This is a genomic window from Paenibacillus sp. MT86, from assembly GCF_058792535.1.
Genome location: NZ_CM179499.1, coordinates 176,726 through 200,319 on the forward strand (window position 1 = coordinate 176,726; position 23,594 = coordinate 200,319).

26 protein-coding genes are annotated in these 23,594 nt (G+C 52.4%); 22 read left to right on the forward strand and 4 right to left on the reverse strand.

Annotation, left to right across the window (positions count from 1 at the left end):
- Nucleotides 1-167: 167 nt before the first annotated feature.
- The 16 genes from AC3RCL_RS00860 to AC3RCL_RS00935 all read left to right on the forward strand — a co-directional run bounded on the left by AC3RCL_RS00860 (nt 168) and on the right by AC3RCL_RS00935 (nt 13,349).
- The gene (locus tag AC3RCL_RS00860) at nt 168-986 is read left to right on the forward strand and encodes a methyltransferase domain-containing protein (protein WP_492534165.1); all 819 of its coding nucleotides are present in this window, start codon (nt 168-170) and stop codon (nt 984-986) included.
- A gap of 123 nt (nt 987-1,109) precedes the next feature.
- A complete protein-coding gene (locus AC3RCL_RS00865) occupies nt 1,110-1,451 on the forward strand; it encodes a DUF2642 domain-containing protein (RefSeq protein WP_492534167.1) in 342 nt (113 codons plus the stop codon).
- Between the two features lie 278 nt (nt 1,452-1,729).
- Complete coding sequence (locus tag AC3RCL_RS00870) at nt 1,730-2,224, forward strand: GNAT family N-acetyltransferase (RefSeq protein WP_492534169.1); 495 nt, start codon at nt 1,730-1,732, stop codon at nt 2,222-2,224.
- 43 nt (nt 2,225-2,267) lie between these two features.
- On the forward strand, nt 2,268-2,837 hold the full coding sequence (locus AC3RCL_RS00875) for a GNAT family N-acetyltransferase (protein WP_492534171.1): 570 nt from the start codon (nt 2,268-2,270) through the stop codon (nt 2,835-2,837).
- A 120-nt stretch (nt 2,838-2,957) separates the two neighbouring features.
- Entirely contained in the window at nt 2,958-3,371 is a 414-nt protein-coding gene (locus AC3RCL_RS00880; protein ID WP_492534173.1) for a hypothetical protein, read from the forward strand.
- Between the two features lie 294 nt (nt 3,372-3,665).
- A complete protein-coding gene (locus AC3RCL_RS00885; RefSeq protein WP_492534175.1) occupies nt 3,666-4,772 on the forward strand; it encodes a VanZ family protein in 1,107 nt (368 codons plus the stop codon).
- A gap of 35 nt (nt 4,773-4,807) precedes the next feature.
- The gene (locus tag AC3RCL_RS00890; RefSeq protein ID WP_192570106.1) at nt 4,808-5,494 is read left to right on the forward strand and encodes a cytochrome c oxidase subunit 3 family protein; all 687 of its coding nucleotides are present in this window, start codon (nt 4,808-4,810) and stop codon (nt 5,492-5,494) included.
- A 48-nt stretch (nt 5,495-5,542) separates the two neighbouring features.
- Complete coding sequence (locus AC3RCL_RS00895) at nt 5,543-6,019, forward strand: hypothetical protein (RefSeq protein ID WP_012818418.1); 477 nt, start codon at nt 5,543-5,545, stop codon at nt 6,017-6,019.
- 184 nt (nt 6,020-6,203) lie between these two features.
- On the forward strand, nt 6,204-6,665 hold the full coding sequence (locus AC3RCL_RS00900; protein WP_492534177.1) for an NUDIX domain-containing protein: 462 nt from the start codon (nt 6,204-6,206) through the stop codon (nt 6,663-6,665).
- Between the two features lie 70 nt (nt 6,666-6,735).
- On the forward strand, nt 6,736-6,939 hold the full coding sequence (locus tag AC3RCL_RS00905; RefSeq protein ID WP_009595662.1) for a DUF4177 domain-containing protein: 204 nt from the start codon (nt 6,736-6,738) through the stop codon (nt 6,937-6,939).
- A 25-nt stretch (nt 6,940-6,964) separates the two neighbouring features.
- Nucleotides 6,965-7,714 carry a DUF3891 family protein gene (locus tag AC3RCL_RS00910; protein ID WP_192570105.1) on the forward strand — a complete coding sequence of 250 codons (750 nt, stop codon included), beginning with the start codon at nt 6,965-6,967 and terminating at the stop codon, nt 7,712-7,714.
- A 103-nt stretch (nt 7,715-7,817) separates the two neighbouring features.
- On the forward strand, nt 7,818-7,994 hold the full coding sequence (locus AC3RCL_RS00915) for a hypothetical protein (protein WP_009595674.1): 177 nt from the start codon (nt 7,818-7,820) through the stop codon (nt 7,992-7,994).
- A gap of 318 nt (nt 7,995-8,312) precedes the next feature.
- Nucleotides 8,313-8,510 (forward strand): hypothetical protein, encoded by a 198-nt coding sequence (locus tag AC3RCL_RS00920; protein ID WP_012818421.1) that lies wholly within the window; start codon nt 8,313-8,315, stop codon nt 8,508-8,510.
- Nucleotides 8,511-8,728: 218 nt separating this feature from the next.
- Nucleotides 8,729-11,809, forward strand: a complete 3,081-nt coding sequence (locus AC3RCL_RS00925; RefSeq protein ID WP_492534181.1) for a hybrid sensor histidine kinase/response regulator — start codon at nt 8,729-8,731, stop codon at nt 11,807-11,809.
- Between the two features lie 36 nt (nt 11,810-11,845).
- Nucleotides 11,846-12,193: a LytR/AlgR family response regulator transcription factor gene (locus AC3RCL_RS00930; RefSeq protein WP_492534183.1), complete on the forward strand. Its 348-nt coding sequence runs from the start codon at nt 11,846-11,848 to the stop codon at nt 12,191-12,193.
- A gap of 142 nt (nt 12,194-12,335) precedes the next feature.
- On the forward strand, nt 12,336-13,349 hold the full coding sequence (locus AC3RCL_RS00935; RefSeq protein ID WP_096777136.1) for a serine hydrolase domain-containing protein: 1,014 nt from the start codon (nt 12,336-12,338) through the stop codon (nt 13,347-13,349).
- 125 nt (nt 13,350-13,474) lie between these two features.
- Here AC3RCL_RS00935 and AC3RCL_RS00940 read toward each other — a convergent pair whose 3' ends face one another.
- From AC3RCL_RS00940 to AC3RCL_RS00955, 4 genes are read right to left on the reverse strand one after another with little or no spacing between them, the layout of a single operon-like run.
- A complete protein-coding gene (locus AC3RCL_RS00940) occupies nt 13,475-14,086 on the reverse strand; it encodes a response regulator transcription factor (RefSeq protein ID WP_340962580.1) in 612 nt (203 codons plus the stop codon).
- Nucleotides 14,019-15,245 (reverse strand): sensor histidine kinase, encoded by a 1,227-nt coding sequence (locus AC3RCL_RS00945; RefSeq protein ID WP_340962582.1) that lies wholly within the window; start codon nt 15,243-15,245, stop codon nt 14,019-14,021. Before AC3RCL_RS00945 ends, AC3RCL_RS00940 begins: the two co-directional genes overlap by 68 nt.
- A gap of 20 nt (nt 15,246-15,265) precedes the next feature.
- Nucleotides 15,266-16,012 carry an ABC transporter permease gene (locus AC3RCL_RS00950; RefSeq protein ID WP_012818425.1) on the reverse strand — a complete coding sequence of 249 codons (747 nt, stop codon included), beginning with the start codon at nt 16,010-16,012 and terminating at the stop codon, nt 15,266-15,268.
- Between the two features lie 2 nt (nt 16,013-16,014).
- Nucleotides 16,015-16,938: an ABC transporter ATP-binding protein gene (locus tag AC3RCL_RS00955; protein ID WP_012818426.1), complete on the reverse strand. Its 924-nt coding sequence runs from the start codon at nt 16,936-16,938 to the stop codon at nt 16,015-16,017.
- Nucleotides 16,939-17,250: 312 nt separating this feature from the next.
- Here AC3RCL_RS00955 and AC3RCL_RS00960 point away from each other — a divergent pair, with 312 nt between their 5' ends.
- From AC3RCL_RS00960 to AC3RCL_RS00985, 6 genes are all read left to right on the forward strand, one after another.
- Entirely contained in the window at nt 17,251-18,201 is a 951-nt protein-coding gene (locus AC3RCL_RS00960) for an ROK family glucokinase (protein ID WP_009593637.1), read from the forward strand.
- A 51-nt stretch (nt 18,202-18,252) separates the two neighbouring features.
- Complete coding sequence (gene rapZ / locus AC3RCL_RS00965) at nt 18,253-19,161, forward strand: RNase adapter RapZ (RefSeq protein WP_009593644.1); 909 nt, start codon at nt 18,253-18,255, stop codon at nt 19,159-19,161.
- A gap of 57 nt (nt 19,162-19,218) precedes the next feature.
- Entirely contained in the window at nt 19,219-20,160 is a 942-nt protein-coding gene (locus AC3RCL_RS00970) for a gluconeogenesis factor YvcK family protein (protein ID WP_175320789.1), read from the forward strand.
- Between the two features lie 5 nt (nt 20,161-20,165).
- On the forward strand, nt 20,166-21,095 hold the full coding sequence (gene whiA, locus AC3RCL_RS00975) for a DNA-binding protein WhiA (protein ID WP_009593666.1): 930 nt from the start codon (nt 20,166-20,168) through the stop codon (nt 21,093-21,095).
- Nucleotides 21,096-21,196: 101 nt separating this feature from the next.
- The gene (locus AC3RCL_RS00980; RefSeq protein ID WP_006207570.1) at nt 21,197-21,466 is read left to right on the forward strand and encodes an HPr family phosphocarrier protein; all 270 of its coding nucleotides are present in this window, start codon (nt 21,197-21,199) and stop codon (nt 21,464-21,466) included.
- Nucleotides 21,467-21,788: 322 nt separating this feature from the next.
- A complete protein-coding gene (locus AC3RCL_RS00985; protein ID WP_492534188.1) occupies nt 21,789-23,579 on the forward strand; it encodes an ABC transporter ATP-binding protein in 1,791 nt (596 codons plus the stop codon).
- Nucleotides 23,580-23,594: the final 15 nt, after the last annotated feature.

Genomic DNA, 23,594 nt, shown 5'->3' on the forward strand with positions numbered 1-23,594 from the left:
TTTCGATAGTGGTGTTATAAACAGGTTTATTGTACCACGCCTGCATCGCCAAGTTCCTGGAATTGGATGATTTCAACGGGCGGTTGAATTCTTCCGGGATTCAATGACCAGGTTATTGTATGCCCCGCGCAACCCCTACAATGTGGTTATATAGGAGCGTGATCCATATGAGAGACATGTTGGCCAAAAATATTAATCGTTACCGTAAAGAACGGAGACTTACCCAGGAAGGATTGGCGCATAAGCTGGGCGTTACGTTCCAGGCGGTATCCAAATGGGAGACCGGGCAGACCATGCCCGATATCGCGCTGCTTCCGGAGCTGTCCCGGCTGCTGGACGTCAGCATCGATAAGCTGTTTGGTTATTCTTCGACGGGCAAGCCGATCAGCATCTATGAAGAAGAGTACAAAACGCCGGAGTACTATTGGGGCACGGAACCGAACGCAGCCTGTTATCAGGTGCTTGAAAGGATCCCGCCGACAAAAAGAGTAAGGCTGCTGGATATCGGGTGCGGGGAAGGGAAGGATGCCGTGTTTTTTGCCCGCAACGGGTATGAGGTCACGGCATTCGACATTTCGGATGCGGGGATCGAGAAAACGAAGCGATTGGCCGATCACATCGGGGTACACGTGAACGTATTCAAGGCGGACATATCGGATTACCGTCTGGATTCGGAGTTTGACGTGCTGTATTCCAGCGGCGTGCTGCATTATATCCGACCCGAGTATCGCGAGGAGATTTTTGCCAATTACAAAAAATTCACCTCGGCAGAGGGATTCCACTGCCTGAATGTATTCGTGCAGAAGCCGTTCATTGCGCCTCCTCCCGAGGATGAGCCGTATGCTTATGACTGGAAGTCCGGAGAGCTTATGATGCATTATCACGATTGGCTGATTCACAGCTGCCCGGAGGTCATTTTTGATTGCAACTCATCGGGTATACCGCACCGGCATGCGATGAGTAAGTTGATTGCTCAGAAGGCGTAACGGGCGGCGATTGAGATCAAAGCCATCCTTGCTTTTTTATACAAATATGAGAGGGATAACATAGGCGACCCTTTCCGGTCATACATAAAGGTGTAGGGTTCAAATCGCAAGGGAGGTCTGACATTGAACAACCATGTCAACACAGCCGGTTATCCGGCGCCGTCTGCAGGTTATGCACCGGGGTACCCTGCCTATCCTCTGCCCCAGCCCATACCGCCGTATTACGCGCCCCGAACGCCGGCAATCCCGCAGCCGGTGAACTACGCAGCGTTGGTTGAACCGGTATTTACTGACCATCTGCTCCGGCATAAAGGGGCCAAGGTGGTCATCATGACCACCGCGGGGAAAGTAGAGGGGGTTTTATCCGGGGTGGTGGTCGACCATGTCCAACTGACGATCGGGGATAACAAAGCACTGCATATTCGGCTGGCCGAAGTGGTGTACTTCGAGGGAGTTCCATTCTGACAAACAGGGATCCAAAATAGTTTAAACGAAAAAATACCGGCTGATAGGGCAGGATTAGACCGGTGAATCGCCAATTCATAGAGTACAGATCCGAAGGCGTTCCGATTGGGGACGTCTTTTTATTCGATTGCAATTGAGGCCGAACGATTGGATGGGTCGGTATGGAGGAACGATGGAGATGATTCTAGATCATTTCGGGACGGTCCGATTTGGCTGCGGAAAGACTCGCGTTACGGACGGCGCTGACAGAGATGATCTAGGCGGAAAGGGAGATGTACATGAATTCATATCATATTCGAGTCGCAGGCCGGGAGGACGCACCCTTTTTGCGGGAGATGCTGTACGAGTCCCTGTATGTGCCCGAGGGAGGGGAGCCTTTTAGCCGGGATATTCTTGAGGAGCCGTTCATGAAAAAATACGTGGAGGACTGGGGGCGCGCGGGCGATCTGGGCTACATTGCCGTGAATGCAGCAGGGAAGCCGTCAGGCTCAATTACCATCCGGTATTTTGATGAAGGGAACAAAGGGTTCGGTTACGTGAGCGATGACATCCCGGAGCTGGGCATGGCGCTGATTCCCGAATCCCGCGGGCAAGGGCTAGGAACCGCCCTGATGAAGGAATTGTTCAGAGGGATGAAGGAGCGGGGGATTCAAAAGGTATCGTTAAGCGTCGCTCCGGACAATGCCGCAGCTATGAAATTGTATGAGCGTTTCGGATTCCAGGAGGCAGGCATGTGCAGAACCTCTATTACGATGGTTGCGGATGTAATCTGAAACGAACAATGGGATGATCCCATGAGAAGGATGGAGGATAACGATGCTGGTATATGAGGCAGGGCCGATTACGGTTCGCGAGCTGGAGGAGAAAGATGAAACGTCCTTAGCTTCTTGGCTGTCCAATCCGGATGTGCTGCAGTATTACGAGGGACGGGACAATCCTCACGACGTGGAGCGGGTGCGGGAGCATTTCTATGTGGATGATGATGAGACTCGCTGCATTATCGAATATGAGGGGAAACCGGTCGGGTATATCCAGTTCTATCTTCTCGATGAAGATACGTTAGGCGAGTATGGGTATGACGGGAACGATGCGGTCGGCAGAACATTCGCCACGGATCAATTCATCGGGGAGCCGGATTATTGGAATCGAGGCATCGGTACGAAGCTTATGACTTCCATGGTGGATTACCTCGTGTTTCAGAGGCAGGCCGACCGGATCGTGATGGACCCGCAGGCTTGGAATGAACGGGCCATCGCTTGTTACGAGAAGTGCGGGTTTCGGAAGGTCAGGCTGCTGGAGAAGCATGAACGGCATGAAGGAGAGCTGCGGGACTGCTGGATTATGGAGTTACGGACGGAGCGCGGCAGATCCGGTCCGAGTCGATGATGACCACCAACAATCCTCCATTATTTGAAAAGTTGAAAAACCATTTCATTCTTTTGCTCGTTATCATGTATATAAGCCTAATCGAGATAGCTGGTCGTTCCGCGTGAGGAGGGGTGTCCCGTGAATCGAAATAAAACCATGACCTTGATAGGTAAGGGTGAGTCTTGGAAAGCGACTTATGTCGTTTCCCATCAGGATAGGGTCAATGCGAAGCTTACCGTGTTTCAGGATGCGCTTGGCGGAAAGCTGAAGCTTCAGTACTCGGGGAAGGAGCCTCTGGAACATGGGCAGATTAACTATCGGCTGGAGGACATGACGGGCCGCTTCCAGGAAGGCGGAATCGTCGTGGGGACCGACCATGCTGCCATGAAGGAGACCAAGGGTGGGCTGGATTTGGCGCATCTGTTCGATATGATGAACCCGAACAAGGATCTAACGATCCAGATAGAGTGGAATGGGCACCGTGAAGAATTCAAGCTGAGACTTCCGCGAAAGATTAGCTTTGGAAAAGCCGTCGGCAAACGGAAGGAATAACGGGACTTCATGGAAGCAGGACTGGGGCCGACTCCCGCCAACATAAACGCGTAAGGCGGGAATAACGACCATGTTATTCCGATGACATTGAATCCATGCGTCTTTGTATATGGTGACCTGCCCACACTGATGGTGTGGGTTATTCGGTTTGCGACGCGCGAGGCTGACAGGCATGTCGGCCTTGATGCGGTTATGCGTTTTTTAAACGCATTTTAAACGAAGGGATCCCCGCCATTTAAACTTGGTCCTGTACTTTATAAGAAGTAGAACATCACGGAGGGAGTGAACGAGAGCATGCTGGAAGCCTATCTATTTCCGATATCCTATGCATTTTTAACCTTTCCCATAGCGGCTTTGCTGTGCGCAGTTCCCTTTCTGATCGTGCAGTATCGCAAATATGGTTATTTTAATAAATTCCGGGGATTTCTGCTGTATTTATTCCTGCTGTACATGATGAACGCAGTGTATCTTGTGCTCCTTCCTTTGCCTGCCTCGCGCCATAATGCTCCGATGGATGTGGCCTCGGTTATGCAGTGGATGCCGCTGAATTTCATACAGGACATCTTAAAGGAGACCAAGGTGGTATGGGGCGTGCCATCGACTTACACGCATTTGTTGAAGGAGAGAGCCTTCTTGCAGGTCGTGTTTAACGTCCTACTCGTGGTGCCGTTCGGCATGTTCCTTCGTTATTATGCGAGAGCGTCCTGGGTTGCGTGTCTGGCGGCCTCGTTCGGCTTGTCGTTGTTCTTTGAGGTAACCCAGGTGACCGGCATTTACGGCTTCTATGATCACCCGTACCGATTGTTTGACGTGGACGATCTGCTGATGAATACCCTGGGCGGAATGATGGGCCTCGTGCTGGCCGATTGGATGAAAAATCACCTGCCCCGCCTGGATCGTCTGGATGAGAAGGTGGATCTGTCGCAGAAGCGGGTCAGTTATACGCGCCGGGCCATTGCTTTTGGCATTGATGCAGCGGTCATACTGCCGATCATTGGCGTGCTGACCGTAATAAACGTGAGGGGTGCATACTTCTTTGCCGTGATTTTATATTATATCGTGCTGCCTTATATGATGCAGGGGCAGACGCTGGGGAAATGGGTCGTCCGGGTCCAGATCCGCGGAGCGGGCGAACATCTGAAGCTGAAGGAAGTGATTGTCCGCAACGGCCTGCTGTATGTGGTATGGGGCGGGTTCCATGCTTTGTTCATTGCGGTTAATGTCACGGGTTCTAATGTCCTGCTTGCGATGTACGCGCTGGGGATATTGCTGCTGGACGCAGTTGTGTTCCTTCACGTGCTGTTATGTCTCATCCATCGCGACCGGAAGCTGCTGCATGAAGCCAAGAGTGGGACAAGGCTCGCTATCGTAGAGAATAAACCCGTGAATAAAGCGGAGTAAAGCAGGTTACCACAGGTCTTCTTATTTGTTATAATGTGGAAAATGGATTCGTCGAGGAGGAGATACAACTGAAAGGCAAAATCCTCTCCATTTCTGCCATCATCCTGGGTTTGCTCTTCATTTCCAATCAGCATCTGGGTTATTCGTTCGGGGATGATCTGTTCCGCTGGGCAGGGATCTCCCCATGGACTAAGCAAGGCAACTATGGTCTTCATCTGCCCGTTATTGCAGGTCTTATCTTATTGACGATCGGCATTCTGCGGGTAACGAGCATTTATCGCCCGCTTTATCCGAAGATTTTGAGCCGGGTAATGATCGGCTGTGTCGCATGGATCGTCGTTTTTCCATTCGTGTCGGAGTCCGTCATGTTTGTGGCGAATTTCAATTCGAGCGGTATATCCAGCGTCGCCTATACCAAAAAAGACAGCAAATGCGATTATCGTACAGAGAACGAGGCTATTCTGGCACGCTGCCAGATTCAAATTTACAGTTACGGCACCGAGCGGCAGGTAACGGTACGCCCGCTAAGCCTTGATATTGGCGGAAGGACGATTGATTTCGAGCCTAAGGTGGTTACGGTTCGGCCGCGAGGCCGGATAGAGATTCGCGAAACCTTTGACGGTTTCTTGGATCAGCCGGACCCTTCCTACAGTATGTCCGGCGGAACGAACGAGCCGGGCATCGAGCTGATCGTCGATGGCAGGAGCAAGCAGGTGAAATAGCCTCCCGTTACGAACGAAGGTACATGACTCTGATATCCGAGGTGGACCATGCCGAATTTTCTTCGCACGGAAAGGTATATGAAAATATCGCTGATTACGCTTCTGTTGTTGGTCATGTGTTCATCGCCCGCTGCGCTTGCCTCATGGGCTTATTCGTTTGTCGTGAATGACGGGAAGATCTATGTCATGTCGGAAAATCCCGTGGAAGCGTCTGCGCTTGGAGACGTGGTGGGAAAGGTCACCTACCATACGGATCGGGAAGGGACCTACGGCGGTAACTTCTCCAATGTGTACCCGAAGGGTACGAAATACTATGCGGTCCAGGGAATCGCCCCCGAAACCGCCATAGCGGTTGAGACGCAGGCCGGCTATCTCATGGCTCATTATGAGGGCGAGTATGGGGGTGCCCGTGTTTCGTGGATGGTCATCAAGGATTGGATTGCCGCAGGGCTGATCCTGTTGATCGTTGGGTGCGTGGCGGTCATCGTATTAAAGAAGCGGAAGGATGGCTCATACAGGCGCTAGCAAAAAGAGCCGGACCGAGAGTTATGCTTCCAGCGCAAAACAAGCCGGTATTCTTTGAGCATGCTCATGGTATACCGGCTTGTTATCGGTTTGTACCAATATGCAGACAGTGGGTTCGCCTATAGAGGATTTATTTTTGCTACAATAGAAAATAGAAAGAAATGTTACGATAAGGAGATTGCCCATGAAACCGATTCGAAACTCGGCCAAAGCGATGATTGTCCGAGATCACCAAATCCTTTTAACGAAGAATGTAGACCAATGGGGGGACTTCTATCTGTTCCCAGGCGGCGGGCAAGAGAAGGGCGAAACCTTGGTGCAAGCCGTGGTCAGGGAGTGCCTGGAGGAAATCGGGCGCAGGGTGGAAGTTCAAGATCTGCTGCATGTCCGTGAATACATAGGGTCCAACCACGAGTTCGCGGAATGGGATTCCGACGTGCACCAAGTGGAGTTTTATTTTGAATGCCGTTTGGCGGATGAGGGGGATCTGTTTCAAGGACATAACCCGGATGAATACCAGGTGGGCGTGGAATGGATCGATTTGTCTTCATTGGATGGGATACGAATATATCCCCGCTCGCTGGTCAAGCCGCTGATGAATAAAGCGGGACGCTCAGCGGTTTGCTATGTCGGGGATACGAACTGATGGATGTCTGCAGGTTGGAAGGTCTCGGGGTTTGTTGTCAAAATCAATGGGATAACGGGGGATGCCGACTATGGATCAATGGGAATACAAAACGCTGAAATACAAAACCGGAGGATTCCTTGGGGGGAAAGTGAACGAAGAAGAATTCGAAGATTTACTGAACAGCTACGGGATTGACGGCTGGGAATTGATCTCGTGTTTCGATACGAGCGTGCATCAAGGCCAGTCCAGAGATATCATTGCCGTGATGAAACGAAAGGCTTATCTGGGGTAAGGACGAATCGAAGGGAGATGATCGGATGATCATTCGCGAGACGGAAGATGCTTTTGTTATGACGACCCAGGACGACCATGGCCGCTTCTCCGGCGATGTGGCCCGGGGCTTTCGGAGAGAGCTGTTTATGGATGAGACGGTTAGGGAAGAAGTGCTGCTGGCTATAACCGAGCATGACCGCGCCTGGCTTCGGATGGATGATACGCCGATCTGGAATGATGCAAGCCGGACTCCGTTCACTTTTATCGATTATCCGGTCATGCCGAAGATGCTGATGTATACCAGGGGCGTAGATGAGATCGAAGCGATGAGTCCGTATGCAGGGTATCTCTGCAGCCTTCATTTCGCGTCATTTATGAAAAACGCCACCGAAGCGCCGCTGGTGGAATTCTATCATGAAGAGCTGGATCGGCAAAAACGGCTGCGTGATCATTATTCGTTTCCGGGCGAAGCCGTGATTCACAGGCAGTTTGGCCTGCTGCAGCTGTGCGACGACATCTCGCTCTATGTGAACATGAACGCGCCGGGTGTTTCCAAGGATCAGGAGCATCCATGGTTCAAAGAGGGCTTCGATATGACGATCGATGGGGAAAGGGTCTTGGCGGCTTGGGCCAGCGAACATGAAATCAGATTGAGTCCGTTTCTGTTCGAAGGAGCATGGTCGGCTACGGTGAAGTGGAAATACGTGCTGAAGGCGGAGATTGTTGCTCAGGGAGTGGCGAAGGCTTTTGATGGTGCGCCGTGGACCGAGCAGACGATAACATTTATACGGTAGCCTGAATAAGCAATCATACTTCGCAGCCCAAAATATGATATGATCACGACAGCGGCACGTAGACTGGACAGACTTGATTCTGTAGGAATGTAGAGGATGAACAATGAAGAAAAAAGAATTTTTGATCGTGGCACTGCTTAATTTTTTGGCCGCGATAGCGTTCTTGGTGGTTGTTTTCATAACGGATCGAAGCTCATGGCAATGGGGATTCGGAATCGTTTCCTTGTTGTTTGCGATTGGTGGAGTAGGAAACTTGGTATTGCATGCCAAGAACAAATAACCCCCCTCCCCGCAGGGTGGTCCGGATTAGATTTCAGGAAAGAAGCATACACCAGGGAGCCGCAGGCTTCCTGGTTTTGTGCCGGTTCCAGGTTTTGATCTTATCAGCAGAAGGGGGAGGTTCCGATAACATGGATCATAAACGATTCATGTCTTTACTTGTGATCGTATTTATGTGATAATATTCACAAATAAAAATCCGGCATCCATGATTGCTTTTTAATGGCGGTCGGCCGGGCTTCGATTCATCACAGCATGTTAACCGATATAGAAATGTCTTGATGTCGATGTTGTTTTAACAAGCAAAGGAGCGTTAATCATGAGGAATCATGGGATTTGTGTCAGCTGCGGCGGTAAGGTATATGCTGCCTCCAATCGTTGCGTTCAATGCGGAATACCGCAGCCGTCCGGTCCATCCAAACAAGCATTTATGCTGCAGGTCGCCGCGATGATCGGGGTCGGTTTGCTTATTTTTGCGGTCCCGGTAATTCTGCTGACCATGTGGGCGAAATATTAGTCCAATATGTAAATTGTATAAGTCAGCCCTTCTAGCAAGCCGTGAATCGGATTCATAAATGATGAATTCGCCACGGTTGGCAGGAGGGTTTTTTTCATGCTTGCAGAGAATAGATTATAGGGGGTTCTTCATCTTGATTCCAAATGCCGATATATGGGGTAGCTTTGCAGCTCTATGTTGGCAGAATCCTAACATTTATATAGAGAAGTAGGTCAGTCATGAACAAAAAGCGGCGCGTGATGTTTGCGGGGTTGGCATTGGTTATACTCTTGCCCATATGGTTTATCGTTCGGTTTATCGTGACCCCGAATGTAAGTCCTGAAGCTTTCCAAGGAAGACTTGATTTAACAGCGTGGGACTTTTCGAAGGAAGGCGGGGTCCCGCTCAACGGGGAGTGGGAGTTCTATCGGGGACAGCTGTTAACCCCGGAGAGCTTTGGACCCGGAACACCGAATGAGAAGAGACCGTCTCCCACAAGCGTCGTATCGATACCCGGCAAGTGGAACCGCTATGTTACGGAGAACGGCGAGTCCGGGCCTGAGGGTGTCGGAACGTTTAGGATGGTTGTTCGATTAAAGGCGGAGGAAGGCATTTACGGCCTTCATACCGGCAACATACGGACGGCTAACCGGATCTTTATGAACGGTCAGGAGATCGGGGCCAGCGGCTCCCCCGGCATGTCGGAAGCGGGGAGCACACCGAACAATATTCCCTACGTCGGTTATGCCCAGATAAGCGGGAAGGAAGTTGAAATCCTGGTCCAGGTGACCAACTTTATCTATTCTTCAGGCGGCATCTATTCACCGCTGATATTCGGGGATATGAAAGCGGTGATGAAGAGCCGTGAAACCGCCGCGTTTGTCGATCTGATGACCCTCGCGGGCTTCCTGATTCCTGCTATGTACTTTTTGCTGCTGTACCGAATGCAGCGGAACGAGAAAGCGCTCCTGTATCTGGGGCTCTTCTGTCTGTCCTCGATGATCTACGTGGCTACGCACGGCCAGAAGCTGTTGTCTTCGGTATGGCCCGATCTTTCATATGAATGGTTCATCCGGATTCAGCTGGTTTTTTCCGCCTTCGTGTATTATTTTTTGCTGCGGTATATAGCGGAAGCCGTTCATGGCCTTGTTCACCGATGGGCCCTGCGTTTAAGCAATGCGGCAACGATGATAGCCGTTGGAATCGGGCTTGCATTGCCCACGGTTGTCTTCTCGAAAATGGAGCCGGTCATTTATATGTTCTCGGTATTTATCATTGGATATATCACGTTCGTGATGGGAAGGGGAATTTGGCGAAGGTCTGCGGATACGGAATTTATGGTGATCGGCATTCTGAGCATTATGGTGGTGATTGCCGTCCATGTACTCAGCTTAATGGGAGTTTACAACAGCCTGGCCATCGTTCCGCTTGAGATGCTGCTGTTTGTGGTAACGCAGGCGATGCTGCTTGCTCAGCGCTTCTCCAGGGCGTTTACCGACGTAGACCAGCTTTCCCGAAGACTGCTGACCTTGGATGGTTTGAAGGACGAATTTATGGCGAATACATCGCATGAACTTCGAACGCCTCTGCATGGCATCGTGAATATTGCCCAGTCCCTGATGGACGGAAGCTCAGGCTCCGTGAGCGATCGACAGTCCAGGGAGCTGTCCATGATTGTGTCCACCGGCAAGCGGTTATCCACGCTCGTGAATGATATTCTCGATTTTAGCAAATTGAAAAATGGGGAGATTGTGCTTAAGCGGCAGCCGGTCGACCTGAAAGCCGTCACCCAATCCGTGCTCGAAGTGGTGACGCACCTTGCCGCGGGCAAACCGCTTTCCCTGAAGCAGGAATGGCCGGACAATCTGCCATGGCTGGATACCGATGAGGATCGATTGCGGCAAATTCTGTATAACCTGCTTGGGAATGCAGTGAAATTCACGGAGACGGGGACGGTACAGGTCACCGCTCATGCGCTGAACGGCCATGTGCGGATATCGGTGACGGATACGGGGATCGGCATCTCACCGGAGCGGCTGATCGATGTGTTCAAATCCTACGATCAGATCGGATATGCATCCGATCGGGAATATAGCGGCACGGGCATCGGACTGAGCATTACGAAAAAACTGGTAGAGCTGGGCGGAGGGGAAATTTGGGCCGAGTCTATGCCCGGTGCGGGTTCAGCCTTTCACTTTACGCTGCCGTCTACGCAAATCCCCCCGCAGGCAACATTGGCCGGCTTCGGAGGAACGGAGGAAGTCCTGGTCGCCGCAGCAAAGGAACGCGTTCCCGAGCAGGATGAGCCTAGTAAGCATTCGAAGGGGTCTACCGTGCTGCTGGTTGACGATGATCCGGTTAATCTGCAGGTGCTTCGCAGCCTGCTATCGGCGGAAAATTACCATTTGATTACCGCAGGCAACGGAGCCCGGGCACTTGAGCACATCCGGTCGGGGCAAGGGATCGATTTGGTCATCACGGACTGGATGATGCCGGGGATGTCCGGATTGCAGCTGTGCATGACGGTCCGGCAGCAATTCACGCTCTTCGAGCTGCCCATGCTCATGCTGACAGCCCGAAGCTTGCCCGACGATGTTCGAACAGGCCTGCAGGCGGGGGCGAACGATTTCCTGAGAAAGCCGGTGGAAGCCGATGAGCTGCGAGCGAGGGTCCGGAATCTGCTGGAGCTCCGACGGTCCGTTCGGCAGACCATTTCGGCGGAGATGGCTTTCCTCCAAGCCCAGATCAAGCCGCACTTCATGTCGAACGCGTTGAATACCATTCTGGCCGTGCTGTATACGGATCCGGACAAAGCGACGCGGCTGCTGATCGAGCTGAGCCATTATCTGCGTGGCAGCTTCGACTTCCAGAACCGCGACCAGCTTGGCCCGCTGCAGAAGGAAATGGCCTTATTGCAGTCTTACTTGTTCCTGGAACAGGCGCGGTTCGAGGATCGTTTAACCGTTGAATATGATGTTCATGCGCCATTAGATGCCTTGGTACCGCCGCTCAGTATACAGCCGATCGTGGAAAACGCGGTGCGGCATGGGATTACGAAGCGGATATCCGGGGGAACGGTCCATATTTCCATTCATGAACGCGAAGGGCACATTACCATTTCCGTTTCGGATAACGGCGTCGGCATGAGCGAGGAGAAGGTTAACGCCTTGCTCTCCGCCGCGTCCGATTCGGGTGGTGGCGTGGGGCTTCGAAACATACACGCCCGATTGCTTACGCTGTACGGCAAAGGCCTTCAAATCGAGAGTCGGCCCGGGAACGGTACTTCCGTAAGCTTTGAGGTGCCTTTTTCTCGTCCGTGATGTGACGAACAACGAATAGGGGGAGGGATTGACGACATGAAAGCCATCGTGATTGATGATGAGAATCCGGCGCTGATGCATATGCAGCGGCTCATTGAACGTGATGGGCGCCTGCAGGTGGCAGGCATGTTCACTCGGGCTCAGGATGCAATAGAGCAATGGCGATCCTGCAAGGCGGATGTTGTATTTTTGGACATCGATATGCCTGGAATGACCGGGCTGGAAGCAGGCGAAAGACTGGTACGGCTTGAGCCTGACGTTCATATCGTCTATGTGACGGCCGAAGCCGCGGATTCGCCGGAGTGGGATGCCCGCCATTATTTATTGAAGCCGGTGGATCCGGAACGTTTCAGCCTCACGGTTACGCGGTTGGAGCAGCGGTAGACATGAGAGGAGTTCCCTCTGATGGGCGGAACGCAATTCCGGAATTCGGGGTATTTTTTCGTTAAACTGGTCTTGTACCGGGATCCCCTTTACTCATTCATGTTAAAATATGCCTATCCTAGATAAAGGATGGGATCAACAGATGATACATAAAATGGAGGAATGGGCTGCCAACAGCCATTTTTCGGGAACGGTGCTCTTAACGGATCAAAATCGCAACATCATATGGAATGCCGCCTTCGGCTATTCCAATCGGGCCGACCGCATCCCGAATCAAGCGGACACCAGGTTCGGCATCGCTTCAGGCTGCAAGCTGTTCACCGGGATTGCGGTTTGTCAGCTTATTGAACAAGGCAAGCTGTCGCTGGACAGCAAGCTGAGCGAGTGTCTGGATATTCGCCTGCCGCATGTTAGCCCGGAGATTACGGTGTTTCATCTACTAAGCCACACCTCAGGCGTTCCTGATTACTTTGATGAAGAGGTCATGGACGACTTTGAGGATTTGTGGAAGGCCGTGCCGATGTATACGCTCCGGAGTGGAAGAGACTTTCTCCCTTTGTTCCAGAATGAGCCCATGAAATTTCAACCCGGTGAGAGATTCCACTATAACAATGCAGGATTTGTGTTGCTTGGCCTGATCGTTGAACAGCATGCCGGCCTGTCGTTTCGGGATTATGTCCAGCAGTTTGTTTTTGAGCCTTGCGGCATGAACGATTCGGGATATTTCCCGCTGGATCGCCTGCCCGCGAATACGGCTTACGGGTATATCGATGAGGAGGACGGTACGTGGAGAACGAATCAGTATGCCATTCCGATTCAGGGTTATGCCGATGGCGGGGCATATGTGACGGCGCCGGACATGGCAAAGCTATGGAGAGGGCTCTTGTCCAATACGCTGCTCTCGGCATCGATGACGGAGCAGCTGCTGGCTGCCCATTCGCACGACCCGGACAGTGACCTGAAATATGGGCTTGGCGTCTGGATCACCGAGAAGAATGGAAATGTGTACAAATATCATGTCATGGGCTACGACCCTGGCGTGAATTTCCGATCCGCGTATTATCCGGACACCGGGCATACGTTGGTCGTGGCATCCAATGCCAGCGACGGCGCTTTTGAAATGATGCAAACCATAGAGGAAGCTTTATTCAATTGATACCGTGATAAAAACAGCCCCGGGCAATGAACACGCCCGGGGCTGTTTCTCTATGGGACGGTCGTTTACAAACCGTATTAAGCCATACCGCCTGCGCCTCGCAAAGGCCTCCAGGGGCTGCCGGCCTATATCCATCCCTTCTCTTCCGCCAACGAGATGGCCTCGATCCGGTTCTTGGCATTCAGCTTGCTTAGAATCTCGGACATATAGTTGCGGACCGTTCCGTAGGACAAGTGCAGCTTCGCTGCGATATCATTGGAGCTGTTTCCGTCTGCGGCCAGCCGCAGCACTTCCCGTTCGCGTTCGGTAAGCGGGTTGGCACCCGCACCGGACAACGTCCCGAATACGAGTTCAGGGGAAACTTCCCGGCGCCCATCCATCACTCTCCGGATGGCTTCCGCCAGCCGTTCGCTGGGCTCGTCCTTGAGCAGGTATCCTTGGACCCCGGCCTGTACGGCCCGCTCGAAATAACCGGGCCTGGCGAACGTAGTCAGGATGATAACCCGGCTGGCATACCCGCGCCGCTTTACTTCCTCCGCCACCTCGAGGCCGCTGCGCACAGGCATTTCGATATCCAGCAAGCAAACATCCGGTTGATGGAAGGCAATCTGCGATAGGGCTTCCTCGCCGTCGCCGGCTTGACCGATCACATCGATATCGTCTTCAAAATCAAGCAAGGAAGCCAGAGCGCCGCGCAGCATTCGCTGGTCCTCGGCTATCAGCACTTTGATGCTCATGGGTGGTTTCCTCCTTCCGGTTCTTGATGATGATCGGAACGCGAATGCTCAATTTCGTGCCTTGCGGCTCGGAGACGGCCTCAACGGTGCCCCCGATGAGGGACAGTCGTTCCGCCATCCCCTTCAAGCCATTGCTGTCGGTACTAGATGCCCCATCATCGTTGCCCTTAAGGCCGATTCCGTTGTCCGCTACCAACAGCCGCCATTCATTATCCAGCGACTCGATGTCGATTCGGCACTGGCTTGCCTGGCTGTGCTTTACCACGTTGGTCACGGCTTCCCGCAAGCAGAGGCTCAGAATGTTGTGGGCCAAGTCGGATATGCCCTCCAGCTTGGGATCACCGGTGGAGACCAGCTGGATATCGGCGCTCTCCAGAATGATCTGGGCCTCCAATAATTCCTCGGGCAGGGTGGCGGTCCGCATGTCGGATACCAGTTCACGCACTTGGCGAAGCGCGGCCCGCGAGGTATTCTGGATCTCCCGGGCTTCCAGTTGGGCCTTCAAGGGGTCCTTCGCCGCCAGCTTCTCCACAAGCTGGCTCTTCAACGTGATGAGAGACAGGGTATGACCCAAGGTGTCGTGAAGATCCCTGGCAATACGCATCCGCTCTTCGCCTTTAATCAGATTACGGATTTGCTCGTTAGCCTCGGCGAGCTCCCTCTCCAACTCCTGTCGCCGGTTCAGCGAGCGGATGCCGAAGGGCGAAAACAGCATGATGAGAAAGAAAGGAATCATAAAGAGCAGATCCTTTCCCAGCATGCTCGCGTTCTTGATTAAAGGAATCGTCTCGATGATGCCAAACAGTACAAGGGATATCGTGAATTTGCGCCGGTCGGTATACCAGCCGATGAAATTGGCCGTAAAAAAGCCCATGTACATGTAGGTCGGGTGATACCACATGCAGAGAATGAAAATGATGGACATCTGAATGCCCAGCCACACAAAGAAACGAGGGGTACCCGCGGCGAAGTAGAGCTGGCGGTAGGTGACAAGAAACAAGCCGATCAGCGCAAAGCCGATCCCCATCTTCCAGCCTTCCTCGCGCAGCATGTTGATCACGGGAAGGGACATATAAATGAGCCATAAATAGGGGAAAAACCCCAGCTGCGTTGGAAACACCTCGAACCCTGCGGATTTTGCCTCTTTCAATTTTTTCATGAAGCCATCATCCTATCTCCTTAATCGGCTTGTTGTTTTTTCCGAATATAGGTGGATAGTAACATAAATACGACCAAATATCCTGCCAAAACCATGAAATTGTCCAGGCCCGGCGCTTCTCCGCGCACGATCGACCAGGCGCCTCCGCCGAAATGGTAGGAAGGCATCCACTTGCCGATGGCCTGCATGATAGAAGGCATCGCTTCGATCGGGAACCACATCCCGCCCGTAACGGCCAGTCCCAAGTAGATGCCGTTGCTGACGCCGCTTGCCGTATCGACCCGTTTCATGGAGCCGATCAGGGTGCCGATGGCAAGAAACGGAACGGATGCGATCAGAATCCACAGTCCGCTTAGCAGCCACTGTCCGAAGGTGAGGGAGACGCCGTTAATCAGGTAGCCGGCTACGAAAATCACGATGATGCAGAGCAGATGCATAACCGTCTGCACAAACATTTTGCCGAAGAAGTACACGCTGCCGGGAAGCGGCGTTACACGCATGTATACGGCCCAGCCCTGTACTCGTTCCTGAACGAGTCGTATGCCGAGGGACATGATGGCGGTCCCCATGACGCTGAAGGATGCCATCGACATGAGATAATGCGCCTGCCATTGTCCGGCATCGTCCGCCCCCGTATTCACGACGCGGGTAAAAATGAAATAGAACAGGATCGGCATCGCCAGCGACCAGAAAATATAATACGGATTGCGTACCATCCGAAGCAATTCCATTCTGCATTGTAAGGTAATCAGTTTCCAGGTTGTCATGATTATACGGCCTCCCCTTGATCCATCGTTAATTGGTCAAATGCTTCATCCAGACTTCCTTGATCGATGCGAACGTCGCGTACGGCGAGCCCGGCTCGGAACAAGGCAGCCAGCGCCGTGTCCGTATCATCCGTGACGGCGTTCAAACGGCCATTGTTCTCAAACACATCGGTGACGCCGGGTACTTCACGCAGCAGCTCCTTGACCTGCCGGTGGTCTGCATCCACGATAAAGGAGACCGACCTTCGGGTCAGCTTGGCTTTGATCGCTTCCGGCGTGCCGTCTGCAGCCACCTGACCCTGATGGAACAGCAGAATGCGGTCTGCCATATCGTCCGCCTCTTGCAGGTAGTGCGTGGTGAACAGGATGGTTTTTCCTTGATCGGCCAGCTTGCGCACCGTCTGCCAGAATAACCGGCGTGCCGAGGTATCCAGGCCGACCGTCGGCTCGTCGAAGAATAACAGCTCGGGATTGCCTGCAATCGCCAGCGCAAAGCTGAGCTTGCGTTTCTGGCCGCCGGACATTTTAATGGCCCATTTGTTAAGCTCCTCGGGTGTAAGCCCGCTTAGCAGGGCGATGTCGTCAAGCGACAGCGGATTCGGATAATAGCCGCGAATGAGGTTGATGATCTCGCGTGTGCGAAGCCCGTCCATGACGCTGACTTCTTGGAGCATGGCGCCGATCTTCTCTCTGACCTTCAAGTCCTTCGGGCTTTGGCCGAACAGGAGAACCTTGCCTTCGCTGGCGTCCTTAAGGCCCAGCATCATGGAGATGGCGGTTGATTTGCCGGCGCCGTTAGGACCGAGAATGGCTGTGATGGATCCTTTTTCTATCGTAAACGACACTTGGTTGACGGCTTTTTTGCTGCCAAACATCTTGGTTACCTGCCGCAGCTCTGCAATAGGTTCATGGATTGGGTTTGTCATGGAATCGCTCCTCCGTAATCGAAATGATCTGTTCTCATCATACGAAAGCGAAGGAGTTGCCGTTAGTAAAGGATGTCATCACTTCGGAGTGACTTTTGTCATGTTGGATTTATCGGGGGGAGTTGGGGAAGCAAGATTATGAACAAACAGGGGCGATTTCGGATGTGCGTGTATGCGTTTACACATGCGAATTTAAAGGGCTGGTTCCAGTTTCACGTCCGGTTGTCTTCTCTTGACCGCAGGAGTGCCTTCAATTATAGTGGGTACAGTAGGAGCAATCTATAATATAGAAGGAAAAAGGTGGCTTGAAACATGTCTGAGAACATCTACGTCGGTGTCGATCTTGGCGGAACAGCTATTAAAGTTGGAATATGTAACGAAGAAGGGCATCTTCTGCAGAAGTACGAAGGGCCGACGGAAACAGCCAAAGGCGTTGACACGGTTATTGACAACATTGAGAAATATGTGCGTCACATTGTGGAAGAATCGCCATACAGCTGGGATCAACTTGCTGGTGTGGGAGCTGGTTTCGCCGGGTTTACGAATATACGTGAAGGCATCATCATTCTGGCACCGAATGTAGGATTTAAAGATGTACCGATTCGCGCACTGCTTGAAGAGCGTCTCGGCAAGCCCGTCAAAATAGACAACGACGCCAATGTGGCTGCCCTGGGTGAGGCTTGGAGCGGCGCAGGACGCGGCGTTGAGAACTGCGTATGCTACACGCTGGGAACCGGCGTGGGCGGCGGCATTATTGTAAACGGCAAAATTTATCAAGGCTTCGGCGGCATGGCCGGCGAGCTTGGGCATATCTCGGTCGTGCCTGATCTGGAAGCCATTCAATGCGGATGCGGCGAAATGGGCTGCCTGGAGACGGTTTCATCGGCAACCGGCATTATCCGCATGGCGAAGGATGCCGTTGAGCGCGGCGACCGCACTTCCCTTGCGCATGTGGAGAGCATTGCGGCGAAGGAAGTGTTTGATGCTGCGAAAGCGGGCGATGAAGTCGCCATTCGCATCGTGAATCGCGCAGCTTATTACCTCGGCAAATCCATGGCAGCCGTTGCGGCCGTGTTAAATCCCGAAGCGTTTATCATCGGCGGCGGCGTATCCAAAGCCGGGGACATTCTGTTTAATGAAGTTCGTGCCGTATTTGCTAAACTGACACCGGAACCGCTTCAACGCGGCGTACGGATCGTTCCAGCTGAGCTTGGCAACGACGCCGGCGTTGTTGGCGCAGCCGGTTTACACTTGCGTTCGTAGTATTATTCACCATACATCGTCTGATCTAAACTTATAAGGGAGGGAAAGCTGATGCTGGAAGCAGCCGACCGCGGCAGCAACACATCATCCATGGCCACCCTGATCATCATCACCGGGATGTCGGGAGCAGGTAAGACCTTGGCCGTACAAAGTCTGGAGGATCTTGGATTCTTTTGCGTCGATAACCTGCCCCCGGTGCTCATTCCGAAATTCGCGGAGCTGATCGATCAATCGAAGGGTAAGATCGGCAAGGTTGCATTGGTCATCGACCTGCGTGGCCGCGAATTCTTCACCGCTTTATCGGAGTCGCTGAATTACATCAAGGACCACTTCACCATCCACTGCGAGATTCTGTTCCTGGATGCCACGGACTCCGTGCTTGTTCAGCGTTACAAGGAAAGCCGTCGCCGCCATCCGCTCGCTCCGGAAGGCATGCCGCTCGACGGTATCCGATTGGAGCGCAAAATGCTGGATGAACTGAAAAATTCGGCCACCCAGGTCATCGATACCAGCAACATGAAGCCTGTGCGGTTGAAGGAGAAGATCATCTCTCGCTTCACGCATTTGGAGAGCAGCACGTTATCGGTCAACATTACGTCTTTTGGATTTAAGTACGGCATTCCGATTGACGCCGATCTGGTGTTTGATGTGCGTTTTCTGCCCAATCCGCATTATGTGGAGCATCTGCGGCCCAATACCGGCCAAAACAGCGATGTTTACGAGTACGTCATGAAATGGCCGGAGACGCAAGCTTTTCTGACCAAACTGCTCGATATGCTGCATTTCTTGATCCCGCAGTACCGCAAGGAAGGCAAGAGTCAGGTGATCATCGGCATTGGCTGTACCGGCGGGAAGCATCGTTCCGTAGCGATTGCCGAGTATCTCGGCAAAATGCTGGGCGTCAGCGAAACGGAGACGGTATCGGTGAGCCACCGCGACTCTGAGCGGGATCGGCATTAATTAAGGGAAGTGATAAATGTGGCTGTGCAAGCTAGAAAGCGCCCCCGCATCGTCGTGATGGGTGGAGGAACCGGGCTGTCCGTCATGCTGCGGGGACTCAAAGAAAAGCCTCTCGATATTACGGCCATCGTCACCGTTGCGGATGACGGGGGTAGCTCCGGCATACTGCGTAGCGAGTTGCAGATGCCGCCTCCGGGAGATATTCGTAATGTACTGACAGCACTCGCGGATGTGGAGCCGCTGTTATCCGATATATTGAAATACCGTTTCAAGAATGGCTCGGGACTGGCCGGGCACAGCCTCGGCAATTTGATCCTGGCTGCCATGACGGATTTGCACGGTGATTTTGTCACGGCAGTCAAGGAGATGAGCCGGGTTTTTGTTGTTCGCGGACAGGTGCTGCCCGCAGCGGGCGAAGCTGTCATTCTGCATGCGGAGATGGAGGACGGCACGATTGTGACCGGCGAATCCAAAATCCCGGAGGCCGGGCGCCGCATCAAGCGGATCTTCCTGGAGCCGGAACATGTGGAACCGCTGCCGGAAGCGCTGGAAGCGATTCAACAGGCCGATGCGATTCTGATCGGTCCGGGCAGCCTGTACACCAGTATTTTGCCCAATTTGCTGGTTCCCAAGCTTGCCGAAGCCATTGTCTCGTCCGAAGCGATCAAAATGTTTGTGTGCAACGTGATGACGCAGCCGGGAGAAACCGATAATTATACGGTGAGCGATCATTTGCAGGCCGTTTACGACCATATTGGTCTTCATCTGTTCGATTATGTTATTGTTAATGATGGTGAGATTCCGCCTCAGGTTCAGGACAAGTATGCACAGAAGGGCGCGAAGCCCGTGCTGCTGGACCGCGATGAGGTGACCAGCCGAGGATATAAACTTATTGCCGATAAGCTTGTGCTATTTAGAACATACTTAAGGCATGATGCTGACAAGCTGAGCAATCATATTTTTCAGCTGGTACAGGATTGGATTACACGAAAGGGGTGAGTACCTTGTCCTTTGCGGCACAGACGAAGAAAGAACTGACGATGATCGAAAGCCAGAGCTGCTGTGAAAAAGCCGAACTGTCCGCGCTCATTCGGATGAACGGCTCTGTTCAGCTTTCGAACAAAAAGGTAATCCTGGATATTTCGACGGAAAATGCCGCGATTGCAAGACGTATTTATTCCTTAATTAAGAAGCATTTCCAGGCGCATACCGAACTTTTGGTGCGTAAAAAAATGCGTTTGAAGAAGAATAACGTATATATCGTTCGTATTCCCGCCCAAGTTCAGGAGATCCTGAAAGAGCTTCGCATCGTCTCCGAAGGCTTTCTGTTTCAATCGCGCATCGACGAGCAGATCGTTCGCAAAAATTGCTGTAAGCGGGCTTATCTGCGAGGTGCCTTCATGGCAGGCGGATCCGTGAACAACCCGGAGGGGTCTTCGTACCATCTGGAAATTGCCTCGATGTATGAGGAGCATTGCCAGTCCCTGGTGGACCTGGCGAATGAATTTCATCTGAACGCACGCTGCATCGAGCGGAAGAAGGGCTTCATCTTCTACATCAAGGAAGGCGAAAAAATCATCGAATTCCTCAATTTGATCGGTGCCCATCAGGCCTTGTTCAAGTTTGAGGATGTCCGGATTATGCGGGACATGCGCAATTCGGTGAACCGGATCGTAAACTGCGAGACCGCCAACCTGAACAAAACGATCGGCGCGGCCGTCCGTCAGATTGAGAACATCAAGCTGCTCCAAAAGGAAGTGGGTCTTGAGAATTTGCCCGATAAACTGCGGGAAGTGGCAGAGATTCGGCTGGCTCATCCGGATATGAACCTGAAGGAAGTCGGCGAATTGCTCAAAGGAACCGTCAGCAAATCAGGCGTCAATCACCGTCTGCGCAAAATCGATGAATTGGCCGAAAAGATTCGGAATGCTTAAGATTTTTTCTTCTAGTGTCCTGTATGGTAAAATGGTATAATATTATAAAATGTCAATCGCGCTTTCAATGCAGCAGATTTATTAGATAGGGGGTAATTTTCATGACAAAGCACCCGGTAGTCGTTCGGTTAAAGACGGGTCTTCACGCCAGACCGGCCGCGCTGTTCGTTCAGGAAGCGAATAAATACTCATCTGAAATTTTTGTTGAAAAAGATGATAAAAAAGTAAATGCCAAAAGTATCATGGGAATTATGAGCCTTGCGATCAGCTCAGGAACGGAAGTTTACATTAGTGCTGAGGGAGCTGACGCTGAGCAAGCGGTTACTTCACTCGTGAACTTGGTGAGCAAAGAGGAACTCGAGAACCAATAGGGTAACCGTGATTCAAGTTTAAGAAAAGTCTTGTTACAGCAAGGCTTTTTTTGCTATCAGGCGCTGCCTTGGGATTCTCGCTTGTTTGTCGCGTACATAAGAATGGATTGAAGAGAAGGGGCGGAGACATCCGTCCTTTTTTAAATCCGTTTTTGGGGTCGCCGCAAAGCATTGGGAATAAGCATCGAAGCATAAGCTCCACTTGGTGGGGTTATTTTGCGTTGTTTTCCGAATCGTAAGCCTTCGTTTAACTTCAGTTTAACTTGCTGATATATTCTCTTCTTACAGACAATATAAAGGGATGGGAAGGGAAGGGAATACAATGAGTTCAACGGGTACTGCTATACAGGAAATCACGCGCGAAGAACAGGCCGGGAGCAAGAAAGCAGGTTCCCAGGCGTTCTTCCGGTTATTGAAGGAAACGAAACCGCCGATGCTGCTGCTGATCGGGGCGATCCTGCTGAATGTGATCTCGACCTTGGTCGGGCTTGTCATACCGATGTTTACGAAAAGCCTGGTGGATGGCTTCTCGTTGACGGATATGAATCGGTCCCATATCATCGGGCTCGGCATCGCGTTTGTGGTACAGACGATTGCTGCCGGGGTCTCGATTTTTCTGTTAAGCTATACGGGACAAAAGATGGTGGCTGCCCTGAGGGAGCGGCTGTGGAAAAAGCTGCTTGTGCTGCCGATCCGCTATTTCGATCATAACCGTTCGGGGGAATCGGTCAGCCGGATGACGAATGATACAGGAGTGATCAAAAGCCTCATATCAGACCATGTGGCCGGATTCTTCAGCGGGATCATCTCCATTGTGGGTTCCATTGGGGTGCTCCTTTATCTAAACTGGAAAATGACGCTGACGATGTTTATCGTCATTCCGATAGCGGCGCTGATCCTTGTCCCGCTCGGCAGGAAGATGTACAAAATATCGCTGGGCATGCAGGACGAGACGGCGTCGTTTACGGCGAATATCAGCCAGGTGCTGTCGGAGATTCGGCTGGTTAAAGCCTCTAATGCGGAGAATAGAGAGTATGAGAACGGGAACAAAGGCATCACCAACCTGCTGAATTTCGGTATCAAGGAAGGCGTAGTCTCTGCCTGGATCGCACCGCTGATGTCTTTTGTGCTGATGATGCTGCTGGTGGTGGTGATCGGGTATGGCGGACTGCAGGTATCCACCGGAGCACTGACCGCGGGAGAGCTGGTTGCGTTCATCCTGTACCTGATTCAGATCGTCATGCCGATGACGCAGTTAACGACGTTTTTTACCCAGCTGCAGAAGGCGAAGGGAGCGACGGAGCGAATATTGGAAACCCTGGATGCAGACGAAGAATCCATTACGGCCGGTGACGAGGTGGCGGATGCCAACCAGCGGGTGTCGATCGAGAACCTTTCGTTCGGGTATAAGCCCGATGAGCTTGTGCTGCATGATATCAGCTTCCAGATGGAGCCGGGGACGGTCACGGCCGTGGTTGGGCCGAGCGGCGGAGGGAAAACGACGCTGTTCTCCATGCTGGAGCGCTTCTATCTGCCGCAGAAGGGACAGATCCGCTTGGGCAAGACGCCCATAGATACCTTCTCCTTACGCTCCTGGCGCGGATTGATCGGCTATGTATCGCAGGAAAGTCCGATGATTGCCGGAACCATACGCGACAACTTATGTTACGGAATGGACCGGGAAGTGAGTGACGCTGAGCTTCGAAGAGCGGCAGAAATGGCGTATGCCGATGGATTTATAGATGAGCTGCCAAGCGGCTTTGATACGGATGTGGGCGAACGGGGCGTGAAGCTCTCGGGCGGACAGCGGCAGCGGATTGCCATCGCCAGGGCTCTGCTGCGGGATCCCAAGATCCTGATGCTGGACGAAGCCACCTCCAGCCTGGACAGCCGTTCCGAGATCGAGGTGCAGAAGGCACTCAAGAACCTCATGGCTGGACGGACGACGATCATTATCGCGCACCGGTTATCCACGGTGGTGGGGGCCGATCAGATCATATTTATAGAAAAAGGAACGGTGACCGGCCGGGGAACGCATGATGAATTGATCGGGCAGCATGATATGTACAGGGAGTTTGCCGTTCAGCAGCTGCAGATGAATGAGGCAATCTAGGCTTAAAGGCAGCTT